Raw genomic sequence first — 14,063 nt, 5'->3', positions numbered from 1 at the left:
GCGAGGTGGCTTGGCCCGGGGGCCGGCAATATCGCTTCGAGCCTCAAGATCAACCGCTTGCGAATTGCCTTGGCGTCGAGGTGCTTGACGCGCCAGCGCCATGCGCGCGCCGGCCTTCGTCGTCTCCGTGGCCGGCCCTCCCTCCAGCGACGGCATCGCCTTCGGTAGGCGGATTGGCCGTCGCCGCCGGCGCACCTCCCTGTAGGCGCTTCTGTAGAGGGAACTCGTTCCCGGTGCACGTTCCACTAACGCAGCGACATCGACGAAAACCGCCTGATCTTCCGTTACACCTTGACCCTGTTCTGGCGGCTGGCGACGGTGGTGCGCTCGTCTCACCCCCGCGCCGCACTGACTCCTTCGAGGGTGGCGAACGAGGTGTCCTTGGCGGTGAGCAGGAAGTCGCGCATGAACGGGGCGTCCAGCATATCGGCGCGGATCCCCGCGTAGAGCGTGGCGTACAGCCCTTTTTCGCCGAGCTTCTTCGCCGTCACGTAGCCGCGCGAGCTGTACTCGTGCAGCGCCCAGTTGGGCAGGCAGCAGACCCCGCGGCCGCTGGCCACCAGCTGCAGCATCATCACCGTCAGCTCGGCGGTGCGGGTGCCGGCCGGCTCGACGTCGGCCGGGTCGAGGAAGCGGGTGAAGATGTCCAGGCGGTCGCGCTCCACGGGGTAGTGGATCAGCGTCTCGCCGGCCAGGTCCTCGGGCAGCACGCAGGGCTTGTTCGCCAGCGCATGCTGATTGGCCACGGCCAGCTGCGCCTCGTAGGTGAACAGCGGCACGTAGGTGATGCCGGCCAGCTCCACCGGATCGGAGGTCACCACCAGGTCGAGGTCGCCGCGCGCCAGCGCCGGCAGCGGAGCGAAGGAGAAGCCCGAGGCGAGGTCGAGCTCCACCTCCGGCCAGGCGTCGCGGAACTGGTCGATGGTCGGCATCAGCCACTGGAAGCAGCTGTGGCACTCGATGGCCATGTGCAGGCGCCCGGCGGTCCCCCCGGCCAGCCGCGCCAGGTCGCGCTCGGCGCCGCGCAGCTGCGGCAGCACCACGTCGGCCAGCTGCAGCAGGCGCAGGCCGGCGCTGGTGAAGCGCACCGGCTTGGTCTTGCGCACGAACAGCGGCAGGCCGAGGCGCTCCTCCAGCTCCTTGAACTGGTGGGAGAGGGCGGACTGGGTGAGGTGCAGGCGCTCGGCGGCCTCCACCAGGCTGTCGGATTCGCGCAGGGCGTGCAGGGTCTTCAGGTGACGCAGTTCGAGCATGGTGACCTCGGTGGTGCCGTAGGAGCCCGTTGGCCGGTGAGGCGTGCGGGCCATTGCCGGATGGAGCTCCTGCAGCCGGATCGGTAGGGGGCTGGTCCCCCGGAAAGTTCGCGCAGGCGATTCGCCGCCCGTCTCGCAGGGTGGATGGCCACCCCGTGGAAAACTCGCGCCAGCGATTTTCCACCGGCATCCGCGCCAAGGTGGAAAGACCTGCGGTCGTTTTCCACCCTACGGCAGGCGAGGCGCAGCGTGATCGTGAATAAATCTGTAGATCATCACGAATAGATTGAGTTTGTCTCACGTGGCGTCGGCTGTCGACAATAACGGCCATCCACCAGAGGAGACAGATCAATGGCACTGGCGCACAACCCCGGCTTTCCGCACGCAGGCCGCGAGCTGACGCAGGCTCGCGACGCCTACCGGCAGGGCGCCCTGGACGAGGCCGGGCTGCGCGCGGTCGGCCGCGAGCTGCGCGCCGCGCACTGGCAGGCACAGAAAGACGCCGGTCTCGATCTGCTGCCGGTCGGCGACTTCGCCTGGCACGACCCGCTGCTCAACCACTCGCTGCTGTTTGGCGTGGTGCCCGAGCATTGCCGCGACGCCGCTGGCCGCGTCAGCCTCGCCAGTCAGTTCGCCATGGCCCGCGGCGGCTGCAGCGACAGTGCGGGCAGCCAGGCGCTGGGCCTGTGGTTCGCCAGTCACGAGTACTATCGGGCCCCCGAATTCACCGTCGACCAGAAGTTCCGCCTCAGCTGGGAGCAGCTGTTCGAGGAGGTGGAGGAGGCGCTGGCGCTCGGCCATGCGATCAAGCCGGTGCTGATCGGCCCGCTCACCTACCTGTGGCTGGGCAAGGTGCGCGGCGCGGCCCGCGAGGACTTCGACAAACTGGAACTGCTCGAACGTCTGCTGCCTATATACGGCGAGGTGCTCGGCCGTCTGGCCGGCCTCGGCGTGGAATGGGTGCAGATCGACGAGCCGATTCTCGGCCTCGAGCTGCCGCAGGCCTGGCGCACCGCCTTCGAGCGCGCCTACAACCTGCTGCAAGCGCCCAAGCCGCAGAAGCTGCTGGCCACCCGCTTCGCCGGCACGAAGGACAATCTGGGCCTGGCCGCCAACCTGCCGGTGGCCGGTCTGCACGTCGATCTGGTGGGCGCGCCCGAGCAGCTCCCGGCGATCCTCGATCGCCTGCCGGCCTACAAGGTGCTTTCCTTGGGCGTGGTCGACGGCCGCGAGGTTTCGCGCGGCGAGCGGGCGCAGGTCCTGGCGGTATTGCATCAGGCGCAGGAGCGCGTCGGCGAGCGGCTGTGGATCTCGCCGTCGGGCGTGCGGCCTGGCTCGCTGGAAGACGCGGATCAGCCGGAAGCTGCGCCGCAAGACGGACCCGCCTGCGCCGTGCGCACGTGTCAGGAAGTAGCGCGGCTCGCCCGGGCCCTCGACCAGACGCAGGTCGAAGCGGCGTAAGCCGCTGCCCGACTACGGTGGACAACGCTGCGCGGTTGTCCACCCTACGCCTCGGGCATGGCGCTGATGATCGCGATAGCGCTGTAGGGTAGAAGACTCGCGCAGCGATCTTCTACCGTGCTTCTGCCTCCGGCCTTCCATCTGCCTCCGCTGGCCAACGCTGCACGGTTTTCCCCTACCCCTCGCGCAGGGACAGCGGGATCACGACAGCACGGGCCCCGCCTGCTCGCGTTCGCGGATGCCCTGTTCGACGATCGCGGCGAAGCGCTGCAGCGCCGGCAGGTAGCGCTGGGCGGCCTGTTCGATGGTCATCGCCTTGAGCACGTAGACCAGGTTGATGCAGCCGTACACGCGGCTTTCGCCACGGATCGGCACGGCGATGGAGGCGATGCGCTCCTCGGTGTTCCAGGTGCCGTAGTTCTCGCCGTAACCCAGGCGGCGGGTCCGGCGCAGCAGGTTGTCCAGCGCCACCGGGTTGCGCGCCAGGCGGCTCTCCTCGTCGTCGCGCTTGGCCAGCAGCTCGACAATGCGCTCGCGCTCGGCGTCCGGGCAGAACGCCAGGTAGGCCAGGCCGGTGGCGGTGATCAGCATCGGCAGGCGGCGGCCGACCATCGAGCGGTGGAACGACAGGCGGCTGAAACGGTGGGTGGTCTCGCGCACCACCATGGCGTCGACGTCCAGGGTGCACAGGTCGGTCGGCCAGTGCACCTCCTGCAGCAGCTCGGCGAGCAGCGGCGCACCCAGTTCGGAAATCCACTGCTCGTCGCGAAAGCCCTCGCTCAGCTCGCGCACCTTCAGGCTGAGGCGAAAACTGTCGTCCGATTCGCTGCGCCGCACGTACCCCTCGTCCTGCAGGGTTTCCAGCAGGCGGCGCACCGTGGTGCGGTGCAGGCCGGTCAACTCGGCCAGCCGGGCCGGGCTGGCGCCGCCGTCCACCCGGTTGAGGGCGTTGAGGATCTGCAGGCCACGGGTCAGGCCGCGCACGGTCTTGTATTCGGTTTCGCTGGTGGTCATCGCTCGCTACCAGGGCAGGTCTGCTGCGGATATTCAAACACGCCATGGCCGTGCACGCCCATATCGCCCCCGGCCGCGACCTCCTCGCCGGCGCCGTCGCGACGGAGACGGAAAAACCGGCAAAACCGCATGGTCATGCGTCTCTCCGCTCCTTCCGGCGATTCGCCACGCGCGTCGAATCGTCCCGCTACAGGATAAAAAATCCTTTTAAATCAGTGAAGTGCACATAGTGCACGCAAGGGCAGATAGTTTTTCAGCTTCTGCCGGCGCCTCCCTAGAATGGCCCCTGTCCGATCTGAACAAAAAACAACCAGGGGGCGAGCAGGCCCGTTGGCGAGTGGAGCAGGGCGAACGCCGCAGGTGCGGCGGCCGCCATCCAGAGCGCTGCGAACCTCCTGAAACGACACGCCTTGCCCGCCGGCGCGCAGCGCCGAGGGCCGCGGAGGTTTCATGACTGTCAAACTGAAATGCCTGTCGCACACCCCCCTGCGCGGTCTCAACGACCCGGGTGCCGCGGTGGTCGGCGAAGTCGATGCGGTGACCGCGAAACTGCGCGCCGAGGTCGAGGCCTTCGATCCCGAGCTGATCGTGATCTTCGCCCCGGACCACTACAACGGGCTGTTCTACGACCTGATGCCGCCGTTCGTGATCGCCACCGCCGCCGAAGGTGTCGGCGACTACCGGAGCCTGGCCGGTCCGCTGTCGATCCCGCGCGAGCTGGCCATGGAGATGACCCGCTTCATCCTCGACAACGACGTCGACATCGCCCTGTCGCACCGCCTGCAGGTCGACCACGGCTGCACCCAGACTCTCGAGGAGATGACCGGCGCCATCGACCGCTATCCGGTGATCCCGATCATCGTCAATTCGGTGGCCCCGCCGTTCGCCCCTTATCGCAGGGTGCGCATGCTCGGCGAAGTGGTCGGCCGCTTCCTCGCCACGCTGAACAAGCGCGTGCTGATTCTCGGCACCGGCGGGCTGTCCCACGAGCCGCCGGTGCCGCTGCTGGACAGCGCCCCCGAAGCCATCGCCGAGTTCCTGATCGCCGGGCGCAATCCGACCCCCGAGGCGCGCGCCGCCCGCCAGGAACGCACCATCGCCGCCGGCAAGATCTACGGCACCGAATTGTCCCAGCAGACCCCGCTGAACGCCGACTGGGACCTGGCCTTCGTCGACCTGCTGCTCAGCGGCCGTCTCGACGAGATCGACGAATTCAGGATCGAGGAGATCTCCAAGGCCGCCGGCCGTTCCGCCCATGAGGTGCGTACCTGGGTCGCCGCCTTCGCCGCACTGGCCGCCACCGGTGCCTATACCGCCCGCCTGGACTACTACCGGGCGATCAACGAATGGATTGCCGGGTATGGCGTGGTGAGCGCCGAGCAGGCCTGAGCCCGCCGGGGCCAGCGCCATCCACAACAAGAGTGCGTCAGCCGCAGCGCGTGCCGCGGCGCGAAAGAGGTCAGAGACATGAGCCACATCGAAACCCAGATCCCCAGCGAAGCCGAAATCGTCGCCCGTGCGCAGGCGCTGATCCCGCGCCTGCGCGAGCGCGCCGAGGCCTGCGAGAAGGCGCGCATGGTGCCGAAGGAAACCATCGCCGATTTCCAGGAAGCCGGCTTCTTCAAGATCCTCCAGCCCAAGCGCTGGGGCGGCTACCAGATGAGCCCCAACGTGCTCAACAAGGTGCTGATGGAGCTGGCCCGCGGCTGCCCGTCCAGCGCCTGGAACGTGATGGTGCTGGGCGTGCATCCCTTCGAGGTCGGCCTGCTCGATCCGCGCTGCGGCGACGAGCTGTGGGGCGACGACAACACCCGCCTGGTGTCCTCCTCCTACGCACCGTTCGGCACCGTCAAGCGCACCGAGGGCGGCTATGTGCTCAACGGCGAATGGCTGACCTCCAGCGGCTGCGACCACGCCGCCGGCGGCGCCTTCCTCGGCGGCCGGGTGGCCAACGACAAGGGCGAGATAGAATTCCGCTCGTTCTGGGTGCAGCGCAGCGACGTCGAGATCGTCGACGACTGGCACGTGGTCGGCCTGGCCGGCACCGGCAGCAAGAAGCTGCTGGTCAAGGAAGTCTTCGTCCCCGAGTACCGCAGCCACGTGATCGCCGCCTACGACGACGAATCCCACGGCCAGGTCGAGAACCTCTACAAGATGCCGTTCTTCTACGTGTTCTACGCCGCCGTGTCCTCGGTGATCATCGGCATGGCGCGCGGCATGGTCGATCTGTACATCGACCACATGGTGCCGCGGCAGAACCTCAACCAGGCGGTCGGCGCCGCGGTCAACGACCCGTTCATCAAGGGCCGTCTGGGCGAAGCCTACGCCAAGATCCTCGCCTGCGAGGCCCGCGTGCTGCACAACACCGAGGAGGCCTTCGCCTACGCCTCGCGCGGCGAGCTGGTGCCGCTGGACGTGCGCGTGCGCCACTTCGCCACCAACCAGTTCACCGGCGGCGAGTGCTTCGACGCCGCGCACATGATCTTCAAGAAGACCGCCACCCGCGGCGTCTGGCTGAGCAGCCCGATGCAGCGGCAGATGCGCGACATCCTGGTCGGCGCCAACCACATCACCCAGAACCAGGACAACATCGGCGACCTGCTCGGCGGCCAGCTGCTCGGCAACCCGCTGCCGGCGGCCAACCCGTTCGGCGTCAAAGCCTGAGGGACAGGCAGTCGCATGAAGCCGACCTCCCGGCCTGTAGGGGCGAATTCATTCGCCTCGACGGGGGAGTTGGCGATTGAATTCGCCCCTACAGCGGATTGGTCTGGCTCGGAAGCCCGCCCGTCCCCATCTGCCTGCTGCGTGAGAGATGAAGCCGTGAGCAAAGAAATCAACCAACTGCTGGACTGGATGCCCAACGCCGAACTGGCCGGCCTGCCGCTGGTGGGCGCCGACGACCACCGTGGCGGCATGCGCAACCTGGCCGCCGCGGTGACCATCATCACCGCCCGCGACGGCGAGACCCACCTCGGCCTGACCGCCACCGCGGTCTGCTCGGTGACCGCCGAGCCGCCGCGCCTGGTGGTGTTCGTCAACAAGAAGGTCGCCGCCAGCGAGGCGATCCTGGGCAACGGCGCGCTGTGCGTGAACGTGCTGGCCGCCGACCAGGAACACGAGGCCAGGGTGTTCGCCGGGATGGTCGAGGGTGTGCACGGCGAGGCGCGCTTCCAGCATGGCCAGTGGCGCGATCTGGCCAGCGGCGTGCCGGTGCTCGACGGCGCCCTGGCCAACTTCGATTGCCGGGTGGTCAAGGTGTTCGACGAGAGCACCCACCACGCCTTCCTCTGCGAGGTCCTGGCCACCCGCGGCCAGCAGGGCGGCGAGCCGCTCCTCTACCTCAACGGCGCCTTCCGCCGCCTCGCCCCCCAGGCCTGAATTCGAGAGACACGTTCATGACTGCACAAGCACTGACCGAAGCGTCCACCAGCCAGTTCGTCCGCATCCAGGACGGCGAACTGGATCTGAACATCCACTACAACGACTGCGGCGAAGGCTCCGAAACCGTGGTCATGCTGCACGGCTCCGGTCCCGGCGCCAGCGGCTGGGCCAACTTCAACCGCAACGTCGAGCCCTTGGTGAACGCCGGCTACCGGGTGATCCTCATGGACTGCCCGGGCTGGAGCAAGAGCGACTCCATCGTCTGCACCGGCTCGCGCTCCGACCTCAACGCCCGCGTACTCAAGGGCCTGCTCGACGCCCTGGACATCGACCGCGCGCACCTGATCGGCAACTCGATGGGCGGCCACAGCGCGGTGGCGTTCGCCCTGAGCAACCCGCAACGCGTCGGCAAGCTGATCCTGATGGGCGGCGGCACCGGCGGCGCCAGCCCGTTCGTGCCGATGCCCACCGAAGGCATCAAACTGCTGCAGGGCCTGTACCGCGAGCCGACCATCGACAACCTGAAGAAGATGATGAACATCTTCGTCTACGACACCAGCGACCTCACCGAGGAGCTGTTCCAGGCGCGCCTGGACAACATGCTGGGTCGTCGCGACCACCTGGAAAACTTCGTCAAGAGCCTCGAGGCCAACCCGAAGCAGTTCCCCGACTTCGGCCCGCGCCTTTCCGAGATCAAGGCGCAGACCCTGATCGTCTGGGGCCGTAACGACCGCTTCGTGCCGATGGACAGCGGCCTGCGCCTGCTCGCCGGCATCGCCAACTCGGAGCTGCACGTGTTCAACGCCTGCGGCCACTGGGCGCAGTGGGAGCACGCCGACAAGTTCAACCGCATGGTGCTCGACTTCCTCGGCCACTGAGCGGCGACCGTCCCGTTCCGCTTCCCGGCTTGAGCGCGCCGACGGGCTGGCGCGACAGGCCTTTGCGAGCCACCCGGCACCTCTGCGGTGCCGGGTTTTTTTATTGCCGCCAGAACGCGACGGGAAGGCGGGCTGCACCGCGGCGCGCGCCGGTCCGTGTGGCGGAGTTTTATTAAAAAATCCTTATAAAACAACGATGTGCACTATGTGCCCATCACGCCGGTTTTTCGTTGTCGGGGTTTTCCGCGCCTTCCTATACTCGCCCCGACAACAAAGGCCCCACGGCCGCTGCGGACAAGCCTCCCCGGCTTTTGCCCGCCGCCGGCTCTGCGACCACCGACAGCCACCGGCCGCGATCCGCTCGCGGTCGACCGGCGGACTCCGATCTGCGCGCACCCCGAGGTAAGCCATGAGCGTGACCCAACAGACCCTGGAACAACTGGCCGCCGCCCTGCGCGGCGCCGAGGCGAGCGGGGAGGCCGTCGAGCCGCTGCGCGGCCTGATCGGCGAGGACAACGGCGCAGCCGCCTACGCCATCCAGCGCCTCAACGTCGCCCACGGCATCGCCAGCGGGCGCCGCGTGGTCGGTCGCAAGATCGGCCTGACCAATCCCAAGGTGCAGGCCCAGCTCGGCGTCGACCAGCCGGACTTCGGCACCCTGTTCGCCGACATGGGCTACGGCGACAACGAGGTGGTGCCGTTCGGCCGCGTGCTGCAGCCGAAGATCGAGGCCGAGATCGCCCTGATCCTCGAGCGCGACCTGCCGCGCGCCGACACCACCTTCGCCGAGCTGCTGGATGCCACCGGCTGGGTGCTGCCGGCGCTGGAGATCGTCGGTTCGCGCGTGCAGAACTGGAACATCCGTTTCGTCGACACCGTGGCCGACAACGCCTCCAGCGGCTGCTACGTGCTCGGCGGCCCGGCGCGCCGCATTGCCGATGTCGACCTGCGCCAGGCGGCCATGCGCATGACCCGCAACGGCGAGGTCGTCTCCAGCGGCAGCGGCGCCGAGTGCCTCGGCCATCCGCTGAATGCCGCGGTGTGGCTGGCGCGCACCATGGCCCGCCTGGGCGAGCCGCTCAAGGCCGGCGACCTGATCCTCACCGGCGCCCTCGGCCCGATGGTCGGCGTGGCCGCCGGCGACCGCTTCGAGGCGGTGATCGACGGCATCGGCCAGGTCGCCGTCAACTTCTCGGCCGAGTGATCGGCGCGCTGCGTGCCCCTAGAGAGCAATCCCATGAAAAAACTCAAAGTCGCCATCGTCGGCTCGGGCAACATCGGCACCGACCTGATGATCAAGATCCTCCGCCATGGCCAGCACCTGGAAATGGGCGCCATGGTCGGCATCGACCCGGCCTCCGACGGCCTGGCCCGCGCCGCGCGCCTGGGCGTGGCCACCACCCACGAGGGCGTCGAAGGCCTGACCCGTCTGCCGGTGTTCCAGGACATCGACTTCGTCTTCGACGCCACCTCGGCCTCCGCCCACGTCAAGAACGACGCCTTCCTGCGTAGCCTGAAGCCGAACATCCGCCTGATCGACCTGACCCCGGCGGCCATCGGCCCGTACTGCGTGCCGGTGGTCAACCTGGAGGACAACCTCGCCGCGACCAACGTCAATATGGTCACCTGCGGCGGCCAGGCCACCATCCCGATGGTTGCCGCGGTGTCGCGCGTGGCCAAGGTGCACTACGCCGAGATCGTCGCCTCCATCGCCAGCAAATCCGCCGGCCCAGGCACCCGCGCCAATATCGACGAGTTCACCGAGACCACTTCCAAGGCCATCGAGGTGATCGGCGGCGCCGCCAAGGGCAAGGCGATCATCGTCATGAACCCGGCCGAGCCGCCGCTGATCATGCGCGACACCGTGTTCGTGCTGTCCGAGGCAGTCGACCAGGCCAAGGTCGAAGCCTCGGTCGAGGAAATGGCCGCCGCCGTGCAGGCCTACGTGCCGGGCTATCGCCTCAAGCAGAAGGTGCAGTTCGACGTGATTCCCGAAGACAAGCCGCTGACCATCCCGGGCCACGGCCAGTTCTCCGGTCTGAAGACTTCCGTGTTCCTCGAGGTGGAGGGCGCCGCCCACTACCTGCCGGCCTACGCCGGCAACCTCGACATCATGACCTCCGCCGCGCTGGCCACCGCCGAGCGTATGGCGCTGTCGATGCTGAACAACGCCATGAACAACGGCTGAGGAGCGCTGCCATGACCTTCGACCCGAGCAAGAAGCTGTACATCTCCGACGTCACCCTGCGCGACGGTAGTCATGCCGTGCGCCACCAGTACTCGCTGCAGAACGTGCAGGACATCGCCCGCGCCCTGGACGAGGCCAAGGTGGATTCCATCGAGGTGACCCACGGCGACGGCCTGCAGGGTTCCTCGTTCAATTACGGCTTCGGCGCGCACACCGACCTGGAGTGGATCGAGGCCGCCGCCGACGTCATCGAGCACGCCCGCATCACCGTGCTGCTGCTGCCCGGCATCGGCACGGTGCACGACCTCAAGGCCGCCTATGAAGCGGGCGCCCGTTCGGTGCGTATCGCTACCCACTGCACCGAAGCGGATGTGTCGAAGCAGCACATCGAGTACGCGCGCAGCCTGGGTATGGACACCGTGGGTTTCCTGATGATGAGCCATATGATCCCGGCCGAAGAGCTGGCGAAGCAGGGCAAGCTGATGGAGAGCTACGGCGCCCAGTGCATCTACATGGCCGACTCGGGCGGTGCGATGAACATGAACGACATCCGCGACCGCATGCGCGCCTTCAAGGCCGTACTCGATCCGGCCACCCAGACCGGCATGCACGCCCACCACAACCTCAGCCTCGGCGTGGCCAACTCCATCGCCGCCGTGGAGGAGGGTTGCGATCGCATCGACGCGAGCCTCGCCGGCATGGGCGCCGGCGCGGGGAACGCTCCTTTGGAGGTGTTTATCGCCGCCGCCGAACGGATGGGCTGGAACCACGGCACCGACCTCTACCGCCTGATGGACGCCGCCGACGACCTGGTGCGTCCGCTGCAGGACCGTCCGGTGCGCGTCGACCGCGAAACCCTCGGCCTCGGCTACGCCGGGGTCTACTCGAGCTTCCTGCGCCACGCCGAGGTGGCGGCCGCCAAGTACGGCCTGAAGACCCTCGACATCCTCGTCGAGCTGGGCCGCCGCCGCATGGTCGGCGGCCAGGAAGACATGATCGTCGACGTGGCACTGGATCTGCTGGCGGCCGGCAAGGGCCACTGATCCGCAGGACAGCGATTCCCCCAAGGAAAAACCGGGCTGTGCCGGCGACCGCGAGGTCGCTGGCCGGCCTCGTACATCCCCGAAAACCACAGGTAAAACAATAATGACTACTTGCACTGTGCCGAATACCGAGGCTCCTGCCGTGGAACACGATAGCCGCCGCACCTGGCTGACCATCGCCCTGTGCTTCACCGTCGCCCTGCTCGAGGGCATCGACTTCCAGGCCCCCGGCATCGCCGCGCCCGGCATGGCCGCCGCCTTCGGCCTCGACAAGCTGCACATGGGCTGGGTGTTCAGCGCCGGTATCCTCGGCCTGCTGCCCGGCGCCTTGGTCGGCGGCTGGCTGGCCGACCGCATCGGCCGCAAGGGCGTGCTGATCGGCTCGGTCGCGCTGTTCGGCATCTTCTCCATCGCCACCGCCCACGCCTGGGACCTCAACAGCCTGCTGGCCGCGCGCCTGCTCACCGGCGTCGGCCTCGGCGCGGCGCTGCCCAACCTGATCGCGCTGTGCTCGGAGGCGGCCGGCGTGCGCCTGCGCGGCACCGCGGTGAGCATGATGTACTGCGGCGTGCCGCTGGGCGCGGCGCTGGCGGCGACCATCGGCATCGCCGGCTATACCGCCGACTGGACGGTGGTCTACTACGTCGGCGGCGTGCTGCCGCTGCTCGTAGTTCCGCTGCTGGCCCTGTGGCTGCCGGAGTCGGCGGCCTTCCGCGCCCGCAAGCAGGCCGCCAGCGTCGAAGCCCGCGTGCCGGTGGTCGACGGACTGTTCCGCAACGGTACCGCGCTGCCGACCGTGCTGCTGTGGGGCGCCTACTTCTTCACCCTGATGGTGGTGTACATGCTGATCAGCTGGCTGCCGAGCCTGCTGGTCGGCCAGGGCTTCACCGGCAAGCAGGCCAGCTGGGTGATGTTCTCCCTGCAGATCGGCGCCGCCGTCGGCACCCTGATGCTCGGCGTGTTGATGGAGCGCCTGCGCCCGCTGGCGATGGCCGCTCTGGTCTACGGCGGCCTGCTCGCCGCGCTGGCCGCCCTGGGCATGGCCGAAGCATTCGGCGCCATGGTGCTGGCCGGCTTCGCCGCCGGCATGTTCGCCACCGGCGGGCAGGGCGTGCTGTACGCCCTGGCGCCGGTGTTCTACCGCACCGAAGTACGCGCCACCGGCGTCGGCAGCGCGGTGGCGGTCGGTCGCCTGGGCGCGATGAGCGGCCCGCTGGTGGCCGGCAAGATGCTGGCCCTGGGCTTCGGCAGCGCCGGGGTGATGCTGGCCTCGGCGCCCGGCCTGGTGCTGGCCGGTGTGGCGGTGTTCTACCTGTTCGGTCGCAAGCCGCGCGGCTGATCCTGCGCCGCGCGGACTCCGCTCCGCGCGGCCTTCGCTCGTCTCCCAGCCAGCCATCGGCCGGTGCCCTGTCTCGTCAAGGGCGCCGGGACGCTGGCTGCCCACAACAAAAACAACGCACGGACCCTTACATGAAAAAACATTCCTTGGCGGCGGCCATCGGCCTCGCCATCGTCCATGGCGCTCCGGCTCAGGCCGGCGGCTACGTCGACAGCCTGCCCGCGGCTGCGGGTTGGCCGGCAGCAAAGGTGGCGCAGGCCCAAGGGGGCGGCTTCGTCGAAGACAGCAAGGCCAGCCTGACCCTGCGCAACTACTATTTCGACCGCGATTTCCGCTCCGACAACCCGCGCCTCCCGGCTCGGATCAACGACGTATCGCAGAGCCAGGCCTGGGCGCAGGGCTTCATCCTGCGCATGGAGTCCGGCTTTACCGAAGGCCCGGTAGGCTTCGGCCTCAACATGCTCGGCACCGCGGGCTTCAAGCTCGACGGCGGCCCCGGCCGCTCCCCGCTCGGTAGCGATCTGCTGCCGTCCGATCCGGCTACCAACGAGCCGGTCGACAACTACTCCGAGCTGGGGCTGACCGCCAAGGCGAAGATTTCCGCCAGCGAGCTGCAGGTCGGCACGCTCGCCCCGGTGTTGCCGGTGCTCCTGTCGGTGCCGACCCGCCTGTTCACGCCGACCTTCCGCGGCGCCTACCTGCGCTCGGACGACATCGACAACCTGAGCCTGCATCTCGGTCACATCGACCGCATGAATGTGCGCAACTCGAGCAACTACGAGCCGCTGCGCATCAACGGTCCCTACGGGCGCTTCAACGAGGCGGCCGAGTCGAACCGCTTCGACTTCGCCGGCGGCGACTATCGCTGGTCGGAGCGCTTGGCCACCAGCTACTACTACGCCCAGCTCAAGGACATCTACCAGCAGCACTACTTCGGCCTGGTGCACACCCAGCCGCTGGGCGAGGGCAGCAAGCTGAAGACCGACCTGCGCTATTTTGCCAGCGGCGAGGATGGCAGCGCACGCGCCGGCGAGGTGGACAACCGGAGCCTGGGGCTGCGCTTCACCTGGATGACCGGCCCGCACTCGCTGATGGTCGGCTACATGCAGCAGAGCGGCGCCAGCGCGCAACCCTTCGTCTATCGCACCGACGTGCACGTGCACAGCGAGCTGGCGATGACCTCCGACTTCGTCAACCCCGACGAGCGCACCTGGGGGGCCCGCTACGACTACGACTTCGGCTCGCTCGGCGCCCCGGGGCTGCGCGGCATGCTGCGCTACATCCACGGCGACAATATCGAGCTGCCGGGCGTCGATCACCGCGCCAGCGAGATCGAGCGCGGGGTCGAGCTGGCCTACACGGTGCAGTCCGGTCCGCTGAAGGATGTCGCGCTGCGCTGGCGCTACGCGAGCAATCGCAACGACTACTTCCGCGACATCGACGAGACGCGGATCAACATCGACTACACCCTGAAGCTCTGGTAACGGCAGGCCGGGCTCGCCGTAC

11 protein-coding genes and 1 pseudogene are annotated in these 14,063 nt (G+C 68.1%); 10 read left to right on the top strand and 2 right to left on the bottom strand.

What is annotated here, in order from left to right; all coding sequences use genetic code 11:
- Positions 1 to 332: 332 nt before the first annotated feature.
- Positions 333 to 1,253, bottom strand: coding sequence for a transcriptional regulator MetR (gene metR, locus LMJ29_RS00195; RefSeq protein WP_229602944.1), 921 nt, complete (start codon positions 1,251 to 1,253; stop codon positions 333 to 335).
- Positions 1,254 to 1,604: 351 nt separating this feature from the next.
- Between metR and LMJ29_RS00190 the strand changes: the two are divergent.
- Positions 1,605 to 2,708, top strand: a pseudogene (locus LMJ29_RS00190) (5-methyltetrahydropteroyltriglutamate--homocysteine S-methyltransferase); the annotation flags it as partial.
- A gap of 207 nt (positions 2,709 to 2,915) precedes the next feature.
- On the opposite strand, the gene LMJ29_RS00185 reads toward LMJ29_RS00190, so the two are convergent.
- Entirely contained in the window at positions 2,916 to 3,728 is an 813-nt protein-coding gene (locus tag LMJ29_RS00185) for a DNA-binding transcriptional regulator (RefSeq protein ID WP_229602749.1), read from the bottom strand.
- 450 nt (positions 3,729 to 4,178) lie between these two features.
- Between LMJ29_RS00185 and LMJ29_RS00180 the strand changes: the two genes are divergently transcribed.
- The 9 genes from LMJ29_RS00180 (at position 4,179) to LMJ29_RS00140 (ending at position 14,041) form a co-directional block, all read left to right on the top strand.
- On the top strand, positions 4,179 to 5,117 hold the full coding sequence (locus LMJ29_RS00180; protein ID WP_229602747.1) for a 3-carboxyethylcatechol 2,3-dioxygenase: 939 nt from the start codon (positions 4,179 to 4,181) through the stop codon (positions 5,115 to 5,117).
- Positions 5,118 to 5,195: 78 nt separating this feature from the next.
- Positions 5,196 to 6,392: an acyl-CoA dehydrogenase family protein gene (locus LMJ29_RS00175; protein ID WP_229602745.1), complete on the top strand. Its 1,197-nt coding sequence runs from the start codon at positions 5,196 to 5,198 to the stop codon at positions 6,390 to 6,392.
- A 156-nt stretch (positions 6,393 to 6,548) separates the two neighbouring features.
- A complete protein-coding gene (locus LMJ29_RS00170) occupies positions 6,549 to 7,106 on the top strand; it encodes a flavin reductase family protein (RefSeq protein ID WP_229602744.1) in 558 nt (185 codons plus the stop codon).
- A 17-nt stretch (positions 7,107 to 7,123) separates the two neighbouring features.
- The gene (locus LMJ29_RS00165) at positions 7,124 to 7,987 is read left to right on the top strand and encodes an alpha/beta fold hydrolase (RefSeq protein ID WP_229602743.1); all 864 of its coding nucleotides are present in this window, start codon (positions 7,124 to 7,126) and stop codon (positions 7,985 to 7,987) included.
- A 409-nt stretch (positions 7,988 to 8,396) separates the two neighbouring features.
- A complete protein-coding gene (gene mhpD, locus LMJ29_RS00160) occupies positions 8,397 to 9,191 on the top strand; it encodes a 2-keto-4-pentenoate hydratase (protein WP_229602742.1) in 795 nt (264 codons plus the stop codon).
- A 33-nt stretch (positions 9,192 to 9,224) separates the two neighbouring features.
- Entirely contained in the window at positions 9,225 to 10,175 is a 951-nt protein-coding gene (locus LMJ29_RS00155) for an acetaldehyde dehydrogenase (acetylating) (RefSeq protein WP_229602741.1), read from the top strand.
- An 11-nt stretch (positions 10,176 to 10,186) separates the two neighbouring features.
- Positions 10,187 to 11,218, top strand: a complete 1,032-nt coding sequence (gene dmpG, locus LMJ29_RS00150) for a 4-hydroxy-2-oxovalerate aldolase (protein ID WP_229602740.1) — start codon at positions 10,187 to 10,189, stop codon at positions 11,216 to 11,218.
- Between the two features lie 103 nt (positions 11,219 to 11,321).
- On the top strand, positions 11,322 to 12,557 hold the full coding sequence (mhpT, locus tag LMJ29_RS00145) for a 3-(3-hydroxy-phenyl)propionate transporter MhpT (protein ID WP_229602739.1): 1,236 nt from the start codon (positions 11,322 to 11,324) through the stop codon (positions 12,555 to 12,557).
- A gap of 131 nt (positions 12,558 to 12,688) precedes the next feature.
- Positions 12,689 to 14,041: an OprD family porin gene (locus tag LMJ29_RS00140; RefSeq protein ID WP_229602738.1), complete on the top strand. Its 1,353-nt coding sequence runs from the start codon at positions 12,689 to 12,691 to the stop codon at positions 14,039 to 14,041.
- Positions 14,042 to 14,063 lie beyond the last annotated feature (22 nt).

The organism is Pseudomonas oryzagri, assembly GCF_020831405.1.
In the GTDB taxonomy this organism is placed as follows: Bacteria; Pseudomonadota; Gammaproteobacteria; order Pseudomonadales; family Pseudomonadaceae; genus Geopseudomonas; species Geopseudomonas oryzagri.
This window is presented reverse-complemented; position numbering and strand designations above follow the sequence as displayed.

What these genes read in the sequence shown, in the direction of transcription:
- metR (WP_229602944.1), bottom strand. Translation starts at nt 1,253, where the DNA reads ATGCTCGAACTGCGTCACCTGAAGACCCTGCACGCCCTGCGCGAATCC.
- LMJ29_RS00185 (WP_229602749.1), bottom strand. Translation starts at nt 3,728, where the DNA reads ATGACCACCAGCGAAACCGAATACAAGACCGTGCGCGGCCTGACCCGT.
- LMJ29_RS00180 (WP_229602747.1), top strand. Translation starts at nt 4,179, where the DNA reads ATGACTGTCAAACTGAAATGCCTGTCGCACACCCCCCTGCGCGGTCTC.
- LMJ29_RS00175 (WP_229602745.1), top strand. Translation starts at nt 5,196, where the DNA reads ATGAGCCACATCGAAACCCAGATCCCCAGCGAAGCCGAAATCGTCGCC.
- LMJ29_RS00165 (WP_229602743.1), top strand. Translation starts at nt 7,124, where the DNA reads ATGACTGCACAAGCACTGACCGAAGCGTCCACCAGCCAGTTCGTCCGC.
- mhpD (WP_229602742.1), top strand. Translation starts at nt 8,397, where the DNA reads ATGAGCGTGACCCAACAGACCCTGGAACAACTGGCCGCCGCCCTGCGC.
- LMJ29_RS00155 (WP_229602741.1), top strand. Translation starts at nt 9,225, where the DNA reads ATGAAAAAACTCAAAGTCGCCATCGTCGGCTCGGGCAACATCGGCACC.
- dmpG (WP_229602740.1), top strand. Translation starts at nt 10,187, where the DNA reads ATGACCTTCGACCCGAGCAAGAAGCTGTACATCTCCGACGTCACCCTG.
- mhpT (WP_229602739.1), top strand. Translation starts at nt 11,322, where the DNA reads ATGACTACTTGCACTGTGCCGAATACCGAGGCTCCTGCCGTGGAACAC.
- LMJ29_RS00140 (WP_229602738.1), top strand. Translation starts at nt 12,689, where the DNA reads ATGAAAAAACATTCCTTGGCGGCGGCCATCGGCCTCGCCATCGTCCAT.